Annotated in this window: 7 protein-coding genes; 3 read left to right on the top strand and 4 right to left on the bottom strand. The window is 74.8% G+C overall.

Going from position 1 to position 10,732, the window contains the following annotated elements; genetic code table 11:
- Positions 1 to 30: 30 nt before the first annotated feature.
- Genes ACVMYR_RS20970 through ACVMYR_RS20960 form a run of 3 tightly spaced genes read left to right on the top strand, consistent with a single transcriptional unit; the run spans position 31 to position 3,557 of the window.
- The gene (locus ACVMYR_RS20970) at positions 31 to 1,140 is read left to right on the top strand and encodes an NAD(P)/FAD-dependent oxidoreductase (protein WP_457122493.1); all 1,110 of its coding nucleotides are present in this window, start codon (positions 31 to 33) and stop codon (positions 1,138 to 1,140) included.
- Between the two features lie 31 nt (positions 1,141 to 1,171).
- Positions 1,172 to 2,524, top strand: coding sequence for a hypothetical protein (locus ACVMYR_RS20965; protein ID WP_457122492.1), 1,353 nt, complete (start codon positions 1,172 to 1,174; stop codon positions 2,522 to 2,524).
- A gap of 31 nt (positions 2,525 to 2,555) precedes the next feature.
- Complete coding sequence (locus ACVMYR_RS20960) at positions 2,556 to 3,557, top strand: LacI family DNA-binding transcriptional regulator (RefSeq protein WP_457122491.1); 1,002 nt, start codon at positions 2,556 to 2,558, stop codon at positions 3,555 to 3,557.
- A gap of 58 nt (positions 3,558 to 3,615) precedes the next feature.
- On the opposite strand, the gene ACVMYR_RS20955 is transcribed toward ACVMYR_RS20960, so the two are convergent.
- The 4 genes from ACVMYR_RS20955 to ACVMYR_RS20940 all read right to left on the bottom strand — a co-directional run bounded on the left by ACVMYR_RS20955 (position 3,616) and on the right by ACVMYR_RS20940 (position 10,509).
- Entirely contained in the window at positions 3,616 to 4,239 is a 624-nt protein-coding gene (locus tag ACVMYR_RS20955) for a response regulator transcription factor (RefSeq protein ID WP_457122490.1), read from the bottom strand.
- 80 nt (positions 4,240 to 4,319) lie between these two features.
- A complete protein-coding gene (locus tag ACVMYR_RS20950) occupies positions 4,320 to 4,640 on the bottom strand; it encodes a hypothetical protein (protein WP_228986943.1) in 321 nt (106 codons plus the stop codon).
- An 11-nt stretch (positions 4,641 to 4,651) separates the two neighbouring features.
- Positions 4,652 to 7,921, bottom strand: coding sequence for a right-handed parallel beta-helix repeat-containing protein (locus tag ACVMYR_RS20945; protein ID WP_457122489.1), 3,270 nt, complete (start codon positions 7,919 to 7,921; stop codon positions 4,652 to 4,654).
- Complete coding sequence (locus ACVMYR_RS20940) at positions 7,918 to 10,509, bottom strand: hypothetical protein (protein ID WP_457122488.1); 2,592 nt, start codon at positions 10,507 to 10,509, stop codon at positions 7,918 to 7,920. Before ACVMYR_RS20940 ends, ACVMYR_RS20945 begins: the two co-directional genes overlap by 4 nt.
- Positions 10,510 to 10,732 lie beyond the last annotated feature (223 nt).

The raw sequence follows: 10,732 nt of genomic DNA, 5'->3' as shown, positions 1-10,732 counted from the left end.
TCTCCCGAGAGAAACGGAACCCAGATCACCATGGTTGAGCACGTAGTCGTCATCGGCGCTGGCGTCTATGGCGCGGCGGTGACCGCCGCGCTGACCCGACGCGGCGCCCGCGTCACCGTCGTCGACGCGGCGGCGCCGGCCGGCGGCACCTCCGGCGCGACGTTCTCCTGGACCAACTCCTGCGGCAAGCAGCCCCGGCCGTACCATGACCTGAGCGTCGCGAGCATGGCGGCACACCGCAGGCTGGCGGCCGAGGTGCCACTGAGCGACTGGTACCACGAGGGCGGCAACCTGGAATGGGCCGACGACGAGGCCGGGCGCGCGAAGCTGCGCCGGAAGGTCGAGGGCGTCCTCGCCTACGGGTACGAGGCGCGCTGGCTCACCCGGGCGCAGGCGCTGCGCCTGGAGCCGGACATGAGCCCCGCCGAGCTGCCCGACGACGGGATCGCCTACTTCCCGCAGGAGGGCTGGATCGAGCCGACCCGGCTGATCGGCCACCTGCTCTCGACCTCGGTCGTCGCCGGCGCGGAGCTGGTGCGAGACGATGCCGTCACCGGCCTTGAGGTGACGGACGGCCTGGTCCGGTCCGTGCACCTCGCCTCGGGGCGGAAGATCGTCACGGACGCGGTCGTGAACTGTGCGGGGCCGGGGGCCGACCGGATCGCCGGCCTGGCGGGGCTGAACCTGCCGATGCGCAACACCCGGGGCGTGCTCGTCTACACGTCTCCGGCCGCGGTCGCGGTGTCCCGCGTCGTCCACGCGCCCGGCGTCCACCTGCGTCCCGACGGCGGCGGACGGCTCCTGCTGCACACCCACGAGATCGACGGCGCGGCGCACCTCGACGACAGGGGTGAGACCAGCGTCGACCAACGGGCGGTCGACAAGGTGCTCGCTGCCGGCCGTGCCTTGTACCCGGGGATGCGGGACGTGGTCGTGGAGAGCGTGCGGGTCGGCGAGCGCCCCATCCCCGGTGACGGCTTGCCGGTGTTGGGCCGCGTGGTCGACCTGCCCAACTTCCACTTCGCCGTCTCGCACAGCGGGGCGACCCTGAGCGTGCACGCCGGCGACCTGGTCGCCGCCGAGGCCCTCGGCGAGAACCGGGACGACGCCCTGGCCGCGTTCCGGTTCGAGCGGTTCTGACCCTGACCCCGAAGCACGGAAGGGAGAGACTGTGGCCACGACCGTCCTGCACGCCTGCGATCTGATCGACGGCCAGGGAACGGAACAGCAGCGGGGGGTCGACGTCGTCGTCGAGGGCGACGTGGTCGTCGAGATCGTCCCCTCGCGGCCGGCGGAGACCTACGAGGCGGTGGACGAGATCGTCGACGCCACCGGCATGCTGGTGCTTCCCGGCCTGATCAACAACCACACCCACGGCACCGCGTACGGGCCGCTGTTCCCGAGCGGCCACGAGCGCCTGTCGCACGAGCAGGTACGGGCGAATCTCGACCGCCACCTTCTCGAAGGCACGACGACGGTCCTCTGCGTCGACGGCTTCGTCACCGCCGAGGAACTTGCGAGCACCGACGAGGCGCATCCGGTCAACGTCCGGCTCGCCTCGTGCAACACCCCGGCTTGTCTGGAGGCGGCCACCATCGCCGACGGCGGTGGTCTCACCGAGGCGAACCGCCGGTTCGGCGCGGGACAGGCCGTGGCCGCCGGCGCGGTCGCACTCGGTGAGATCGGGGCGGGGCACACCCTGGGCGGTGGCGGGGCGAGCTACATGTACATCCCCGCGGAGGTGCGCAGGCGTACCGGGGTGACGATCACCCCCCGCCAGGCGAACGGCCTGAAGATCGCGGTGCTGGGCCGGCACATCTCGGCGTCGGCGTTCGACCAGGACGCGGTCGAGGAGGCGCTCGCGGCCGCGGGGCTGATCGGCAGGTTGTCGGTCGAGGACGTCCGGGAGATCGTCTCGGGCATCGTGCTGCCGGCCTTCGACATCGCCCTGCGCGGGCTCGCCGAGGCCGCCGACCAGGCCCGGGTGCACGGCGTGCCGGTGCTGGTGCACAACGCGGCGGCGTCGATGACCCAGGTCACCTCGATCGCGAAGACCGACGTAAGGTTGATTGCCGGACATTCCAACCATTCGAGCTTCGAACTGCGCGAGGCGGTCGAGCACGCCGAGCGACTCAAGGAGGCGGGGGCGATCGTGGACGTCTCCACCCTGGACACGTTCGGCGCCCAGCGGCTCACCCCCAGCCCGGACCTGCTCTACGCCATGTTCGCCGCGCAGGTGGTGGACACCATCTCGACCGACTACGCGGGCGGCCACCACGACCCGATCCTGCTGGCGATCGACCGCTGCACCAGGGAAGGCGTGGTGGGCCTGCCGGCGGCGGTCGCCATGGCCACCGCCAATGTCGCGGACGCGATCCCCGGCCTGGCGTCCCGGCGGGGCCGGGTCGTGCCGGGCGCGATCGCCGATCTGGTCGTGACCGACCCCGCGGAGCTGACCCGGGTGGGGATCGTCATGATCGGCGGCAGGGTCGTGGTCCGCGACGGCCGGCGCGTCACCGGCTGACCGACACCAGGTGGAGAGGAATCTGCGAGGCATGGGAAGGCGAGTAACCATCGGCGACGTCGCCGCGCACGCCGGCGTGTCCACGGCCACGGTCTCCCGGGTCATCAACGGCGGCACCGTCGCCGAGGCGACAGCCACGAGGGTGTGGGAGGCGGTCACCCGTCTCGAATACACCCCCAACGCGCTCACCAGGAGCATCTTCGCCGGGCGCTCCAGCACGATCGGAGTGGTCATCCGTGACCTGAGCAGCCCCTTCTACCTGGATCTCATGCGGGGCATCGAGGAGGTGGCGGCGACGAACGACAGCCTCGTGATGTTCGCGAACACGTTCCGCCACGTCGACCTCGACGTGGCACAGGTGCGGGCGATGGACGAGCAGCGCGTCCGGGGTCTGGTCGTGACGACCGGCGAGGCCTCCGACAAGCTGACCCGGCGGATGGCCGAGCGCGGCACGCCGTGTGTGATCGTCGCCCGCACCGTGCCCGACCCCGTTCCCGGCATGCACTCGATCAGCCTGGACAACGTCGGGGCGGGCCGGCTCATGGCCGCGCACCTGGCCCGGTGCGGGCGGTCGGCTGTCGGCGTCGTCTCCTCCGGGCCCCGGCCGTCCCAGGTCGAGCGCACGGCGGGCCTGCGGCGCGGGCTGGCCGACGCCGGCCTGCCGCTGCCCGAGGAGGCGGTGACCGTGGCGGAGAACGAGGAGGGGGTGGACCTGGCCGTCGGTGCGCTTCTCGCCGCCGGGCAGGCCCGGGGGAAGCCGTTGGACGCGATCGTCTGCACCGCCGGCTGGTTGACGGTCGCTGTCTACTCGGCGCTGGTGGCCCGCGGCGTCGCCATCCCCGACGACGTCGCGTTCCTGACGATGGACGACTTCCCCTGGGCGGCCACGCTCGGGATCACCGTGGTCGACCAGCCCTCCTACGAGATGGGTCGGCGGGCGGCCGAACTCGTCGTCGAGGCCCCCGAGGACGCGGTCGAGATCGTCTTCGAGCCGGCACTGGTGGCCCGCCGCTCGTGCGGGGAGCAGCAGTGATCCGGCGCCGTTGCGCACGAGCCGCGACGCGGGGGCGACCCGCAGCCGACGGCAGTGGTCAGATCATCCCGGCACGGAGGGCGTACGCGACCGCGTGCGAGCGGTTCCGCAGCTTGAGGCGGTGCGTGAAGCCGTAGATGACGTTCTTGACGGTGCGTTCGGAATAGCAGAGCCGGCTGGCGATCTCGTTGGTGTCCAGGCCCTCGGCCATCAGGCGGAGCACGTCGATCTCCCGCGCGTTCAGGCCCGAGGCGGTCAGGCCGTGCGGGGTGAGCACGTCGCGCTGGAGCCGCTCGATGTGCTTGAGCAGCTCGCCGACCAGGTTCGGGGGCATCACCCCGCCGCCGTCGCGGGCCGCCACCAGGCTGTCGACGAGCCGGTCCGTGGTGATCGCCGCCCGGGGCTGGATCGCCACCACCCGGCAGTCGACCGCCGTGATCAACTCCGTCTGGCTGATCTCGTTGGCGATCAGGACGGTGGGCGCGCCGGATCCGGCCGCGTTGCGCCGCAGCACCGCCACGACGTCGGTGGTGAGCCGGTCGGCGACGACGAGCAGCACGTCGGCCTCGTCCTGCCGCCCGTCGTCGAGCAGGGTCACGTCGGCGCGATGCCGCAGGTAGTCGCCGACGCCGGCCCGGCTCAGCGGATCCGTCGCGTGCACGGCGACCCTGACCTGTTCCACAACAACCTCCCGGTGACTCGGCACGCGACCAAGTCTCGGCAGGGCGTCTTCACGAACCCTTCACGATCCCGGCGGGCGGCTCACCGCGGCGGCCGGCGGGCGAGCCGGAGGGCCTCGATGTACTTGGGTAGCTCCCGGGCGGCGTGCTCCAGCCGGCCGGGCGTCAGCTGCTCGGCGAAGACGACGTCCACCACGGCCTGGGCGAGCCCCGGCGGCAGGTCGCACACGGCGGGACGGGCCCCGCCCTCCCACACCCGCAGGATCCGCATCCGCTCCACGACGACGTCCAGCGTGCGCCGCAGCCCGGCGACGGCCTCGTCGGCCACCGCCGCGTCCAGCTCCAGGCGGCCCTGCGTGGCCAGGGCGAGGAACAGGTCCCCGGCGAAGTCCTCGGCGTCCAACGGGCCCGCCCTCAGCCGACCGCGGCCAGGCCGCCCGTCGGCTGCGGGCTCCAGCTCACGCCGACCAGGTCGGCCACGGCGAGGGTACGCGACGCGGCGGTGCGGGCCAGGCCGGCGGCGAGCAGGTGCGCGCCGCGTACGGTGGGCTCGGCCAGCCGCGCGGCCAGGTCCGCGATCGCCGCGCGGACGTCGTCGGGCACCTCGTGTCCCCGGCGCAGCAGCTGCCGTACGGCGATCTCGCCCAGCTCGGCGGCCGAGTGCGGCGGCACCCGCCAGTGCCGGCCGAAGGCGTCCGCCAGCCCCGGCACCCCGTCGGTTGCCGGCTCCTCGCCGATCAGGACCACCAGCGGGTCGGCCGGGTTGTCGCGCATCTCGTCGACCAACGCCTCCAGCACCTCGGCGGCGGCCTCGGCGTGGGCGTGTTCGACGACGAGCACCCCGCCCCGCGCGTCGCGGACCGCCGCCCGGACCAGGTGGCGGGCCTGGCCGGGCCACTGCGGCGCGAGCTCGCCGGCCACCGACACCCGGACCAGCTGGCCGGTCGACACCAGGCCCAGCTCGGACAGCGCCGCGGCGTAGTGCCGGGCGTACTCGGTGCGGCCGTCGCCCCGCCGGCCGGTGATGACGACGTTGCCGGCCCTGCCGATCGACCGGTGACGGCCGCGTAGCCGGCAGAGCTCCACCAGGGTCGCCGCCGCGGCCTCGCGCACGGCCCCGCCGCCGACCAGCTCGCCCATCCGCCGCCAGCCGTGGGTCGCGTCGACCGCGCCGGCCGGGTCGGCCGCCGCGTCGGGCGCGGCGTCGGCCGGCGTCGGCAGCTCGTCGAGCAGGGCCAGCTCCGGCCCCAGGTCGGCAGCGGTCAGGCGGTTCAGGGCGACGTCCCGGCCCGGCGGCAGGGCCGCCAGCCGGGACGCCTGGTTGTTGATCATCGCCTCGAACAGCTTGCGGGCGACCCGGCCGTTGCCGAACGTCGGCCCCTTCGGCACCCGCTCGAAGTAGCGGGTCACGGCGTCGTGGGCGTCGTCGGTCAGCTCGTAGTAGTGCTTGGCGCACAGGTTCGACGTGATCGTGACCAGCTCGTCGACCGAGTAGTTCGGGAACTCGACGGTCCGGGTGAACCGGGAGGCCAGGCCGGGGTTGGAGTCGAGGAACCGCCCCATCAGCTCCGAGTAGCCGGCCACGATCACGACCAGCTCGTCGCGGTGGTCCTCCATCATCTTCATCAGCGCGTCGATGGCCTCCTGGCCGAAGTCCGGCCCGGACCCGCCCGAGCCGGCGGAGAGCGTGTACGCCTCGTCGACGAACAGGACCCCACCCAGCGCACTGGTGACCAGCTCGGTGGTCTTGATCGCAGTCGATCCGATGTACTGCCCGACCAGGTCCGCCCGGGCCGCCTCGACCAGGTGTCCCTTGGTCAGGACGCCGAGTTCGGCCAGGACCGAGCCGTAGAGCCGGGCCACCGTGGTCTTGCCGGTGCCCGGCGGGCCGGCGAAGACGAGGTGCCGGCTCATCGGCGGCATCGGCAGGCCCATCCGCTGCCGTGCCTGCGCCATCCGGATGAGGTTGACCAGGGCGCTGACCTCCTGCTTGACGCCCCTGAGCCCGATCAGGCCGGCGAGTTCGCCCAGCGCCCCGGCCGGCGACTCCGCGCCGGGCGGTGGGGTCGGCGGCCCGTCGTCGGCCGGGGACGCGTCGGGCGGGCGGGGGGAGTGGCCCGGCGCGCGAACGGGGTCCTCCGTGTCCCGCAGCGCCACCCGGGCGTCCGCGCCGCGGCGCAGGTCCTCCCCGGCGCTGCCCCGCACCGTGCAACGGGTCAGCTCGACCGGCAGGCCGGTGTCGACGCCGACCCCGTCGCCGGCGCTGTCCAGCACCTCGCACTCGGTGAGGGTGCCGCTGCTGCCGGGGCCCAGCAGCACGCCGGTGCCGCCGGCGTCGCGGATCCGGGTACGAGCGGCCGTGAGGACCACCCCGTCCCCGGCGGTCAGCGCGGTGCCCGATGCCGCCACGATCTCGCAGTCGCGTACGGTGACGGTCGCCGCGTCCACGGCGAGCAGTCCGGCGCCCCGCAGCCGGGCCGATTCGAGCCCCAGGGTGGACCCGCCGCCGACCGTGACGGCGTGCTCGCCGCCGCCGGAGAGCCGCGCGTCGCACACCGTCGCGACGCCCCCGCCGCGGACCTCGACGGCGACCCCCGCGCCGCCGTCCACCCGCAGGTCCGTGCCCTCGACCGTCGCGCCGTCGACCAGCAGGCCGGCGCCGGCGAACCGGTCCGCGCGCAGCCGCCCCAGCTCGACGTCGGCGCCGCCGACGACCCTGGCGACGTGTTCGCCGGTGCCGTGCACGGTCAGGCCGTCGAACCGTGGCCGGCTCCCGCCGTCGGCCTGGACGCCGACCGGGGAGTCGGCGACCGTGCAGTCGGTGAAGCGGGGGCGGGCCCCGCCGGTGACGTGCACGGCGGCCCCGCCCGCCGAGCGGAAGAGGCAGTCGTGGAAGTGCGGCGTGGCGCCGTCGGCCACGTGCGCCGCCTGCACCTGCGCGCCGGCGAACTCGGAGCCCGTGACCGTCACGTCCACCTCGCCGCGGACGTAGAGGTCGACGTTGCGGCTGTCGCGCACGGTGAGCCCGGTGACCCGGGCGTGCCCGCGCTGCTCCACCACCAGCGCGGGTTTGCCCGCACCGGTGATCTCGCACTCCTCGATGACGCAGCGGGCGTCGCCGTTGACGCAGATGCCGTTGTCGCCGGGGCTGCGCACGGCGCTGCGCCGCAGGGTGAGCACGCCCTTCTCGGCGACCACGATGCCGGACGAGCTGACGTCGGTGACCACCGTGTCCTCGACCGTGCTGAGCCGCTCCGAGGTGACCACGATGCCGGCGCCACCCGTGCTGCCGACCGTGCAGCCGTGCAGCGCGATGGAGCCCTCGTGCCGGGCCAGCAGCGCCACCCACGCGGCGCCCCGGACGGCGCAGTTGTCCAGCGCGACCTGCCCGGAGTGCACGTCCACGGCGGCGAGCCGGTCGTCCGCGCTGGAGAGCACGATGCCGCGCAGTTGCGCCCCCGTGCCGTTGCCGACCAGGACGCTGCCCTCCTCGACGTGCACCTCGACGGTGCCGACGCCGTCCTCGGCGGCGATCGTGACGCTGTTGCCGACAACGAGCCTCTCGCTGTAGCGCCCGGCGTGCACCGCGATGGTCGTGCCCGGGCGGGCCCGCGACAGCGCGGAGCCGATGCTCGGGTACGCGTTCGGGCGGCCGCCGCCGACCACCAGCACCTCGCCGCTCATCGCGCCGCACCGACGACGAGGCCGGGCAGCGCGGCGAACCGGCCCGCCGCCCCGGGGCCCACCCGCGTGGCGGGTTCGGCCCCGGCCCACCGGTCCACCCCGCGCCGCAGCGTGGTCAGGGCCAGCTCGTCCAGGGACAGCCGGTGGGGGTCGACCCGCCCGTCGGGGTCGATCTCGTTGGCGCCGAGCTCCCGCATCATGACGTGACCGCGCCGGCCGCCCTCAGGGCGGCGTACCTCAAGGATCTTGAAGCTGGTGCCGGGCACGAACAGCACCCGGTCGTCGGCGCGTTCCTCGCCGCCGGGTTCGAGCAGGGCGGTCCGGCGCGCGGTCATCGACCACAGCAGCACGTCCACGTCGCCGTCCTGACCGGCGCACGGCGCGGTGAGGGCGTTGACGAAGCCCCACTCGGTGACCAGCCCGCCCCGGCGGTAGAGCGCCCACTGGGCGTCGGAGGCCGTGGTCGTGTAGACGGTGGCGCCCCGGTGCGACGGCAGCCGGGACAGGCCGGCGACCGCGCAGCGGGCGAAGGGCACGTGCGGTCCGGGCTCCCCGCTGCGCAGGCCCGCGTCGATGGCCGCGCCGCGCCGGGACAGGTAGAGGCGGACGGCCACCCAGTCGGCCAGGACCTCGTCGACGGCGTGCCCGGCGCTGCGCTGCATCCCCGGATGCTCGGACAGCAACCGGGCCACCGAGCTGGCGAGCTGGTCGAACTCGCGGCTCAGCGTCCGCCGCAGCCAGGCCCGCTCGTCGGTCAGTGGTCGTCCCTCGACCAGCAGCGCCGCCGCCGCCGGAGCGGGGACGGGTTGCCGGCGGACCGGGGACGGTGCGGGCGCGGGCGGGCGCGGCGTGGGGGCGGTGCCGGTCGCGTCGGAGGCGGTGTCGTGCGGGCGCGGCGTGGGGGGCGGCGGGGCGGACGCCGGTCCGGGCGACACCGGCGCCAGCCCGACCGCCAGCGCGATCGGCTCCGGCAGGGCGGCGATCGGCGGGACGATCGGCGCGGCGATCGGCACGGTGGTGGCCGGTCCCGGTGCGGCGGCGGTCGGCACGACGGTCGGCTCCGGCCCGGCGGTCGGCTCCGGCCCGGCGGCGATCGGCACTGCGGCGGTCGGCTCCGGCTCGAGGGCCGTGACCGGCTCGATCGCGGCGACGACCTCGGCGGCGAGGCCCTCGGCGACGGCACCCACGACCGCAGCGGCGGTCCCGATGGTGGGGGCGGGCGGCAGGACCCCGACGGCCGGTGACGCCGGGACGGCCGGGACCGCCACGACCGGCGGCCGATCCCCGTCGGGGCTCAGCGCGCCGAGCGCCGGTCCGGCGGGCCGTGGCTCCGGGGCCAGGGCCGACGCGGGCAGCAGCACGTTGCCCGCCGCCGTGCGCTCGTCGAGCCGGGCCAGCACGTCCGCGGCGAGCTCCCGCATCCGGGCGGCGGTCTCCTCGACGGAGTCGTCGAAGAACAGGGTGCTGTGCTCCGGGTCGACGAACGCGGCGCGGACCCGCTCGGCGTTCGGGGGCACCTGCGGCGGCCGGATCCACAGCCCGGCCTGCACGACCTCGATCACGGCGTCCGCGGCGTACCAGTAGACGCGCGGCTCCACCTCGTCGCTCCAGCGCAGCGGGCCACGGTGGCTGAGCACCACGGGACACCGGGCCGCCGACCGGGGGCGCGAGCGGGGCGCGTATCCGAGTTCGCTGGCGAAGACGGGCCAGCCCAGCGACGCGTCGGCGCGTACGGTGCGGAACTCGGTCCGGTCCGGGGTGCCGATCGGCACCCCGGTGTAGCAGACCACCGTGGACTGGAAGAGGTCGGCGAGCCGCTGGCCGAGGGCCTCGCCGTCGGGCAGGTCGACGGTGCCGTACTGGACGAAGCGGGCCCGGGTGCGGCTGTCCGCGTCGAGATCGCGCCAGAACCGCATGACGTCGTCGAGCGACAACGGCGCGGTGCCGGGGCAGCCGAGGAGCACGGTCATCGTCTCGTGGTGGCACGGCACGCCGCTCACCAGCCGGTCGCGGTGCCGCTCGATCAGCTCCGGCTCGCCGGTGTCGTGGATCCACACGCCGCCCGGCAGCGGCTCGATCTCCCCCGTCGAGCTGGACGCGCGACGCCGCACGGCGGCGGCGTCCCAGGACGGCGCCGGATAGCGCTTCGAGTCCCATTCCGGTGCCCGGCCGGGCCGGAACCGGATCCAGCCGCTGTCGGAGGCGGAGTGGACGAACAGCGATCCGGCCGCCCCCCGGACGAGGGTGCCGTCGGGGGCGACGACCGTGCGGTTGAGCCGCTCGGACAGCCACTGCCCGGCCATCGCCGCCGGCCCGTGCTGGCGACCGCAGGTCATCAGGCGGATGCCCCGGCGGCGGCGGGGCAGCGCCCCGGCCATCGACTCCCACGACGTGATCGGCATCCCGTCGGCGAGGTCCAGCACCACCACGTCGTTCTCGTGGTCCTCGGCCACGGAGAGCGCCAGCGACTGGGCCTCCGGGCTGATCACGCCCTCGGCGTGCAGCACCACGGCGTTGCCCACGGTGTGCCGGACGATGCCTCCGGGGTCCCGGTCACCACGGAAGCGGCCTCGGAGCAGGGATACCACGGCGTTCCACCTTCCGTCGAGGTCGGGTGACGGGCGCACGACCCGCGCGGCTCGCCCGCTGCGGGCCATGCGGCAACCGGACCGTACAAGCGGGGGCCCGGCCGGGTCTGCGCCCCGGCGGCGGGGAGGTACGAGCGCGCAACATGACTGCACGCGAGCGCCAGGCTGGACGAGTGCGGGCCTCGGGGCGGTGCAGAATCAGACCGGCGGGAGCGACGGGGTG

The organism is Micromonospora sp. PTRAS2, assembly GCF_054052245.1.
This window is presented reverse-complemented; position numbering and strand designations above follow the sequence as displayed.

Excerpts from the sequence above, each read along its gene's own strand:
- ACVMYR_RS20970 (WP_457122493.1), top strand. The coding sequence starts at position 31 with ATGGTTGAGCACGTAGTCGTCATCGGCGCTGGCGTCTATGGCGCGGCG.
- ACVMYR_RS20960 (WP_457122491.1), top strand. The coding sequence starts at position 2,556 with ATGGGAAGGCGAGTAACCATCGGCGACGTCGCCGCGCACGCCGGCGTG.
- ACVMYR_RS20945 (WP_457122489.1), bottom strand. The coding sequence starts at position 7,921 with ATGAGCGGCGAGGTGCTGGTGGTCGGCGGCGGCCGCCCGAACGCGTAC.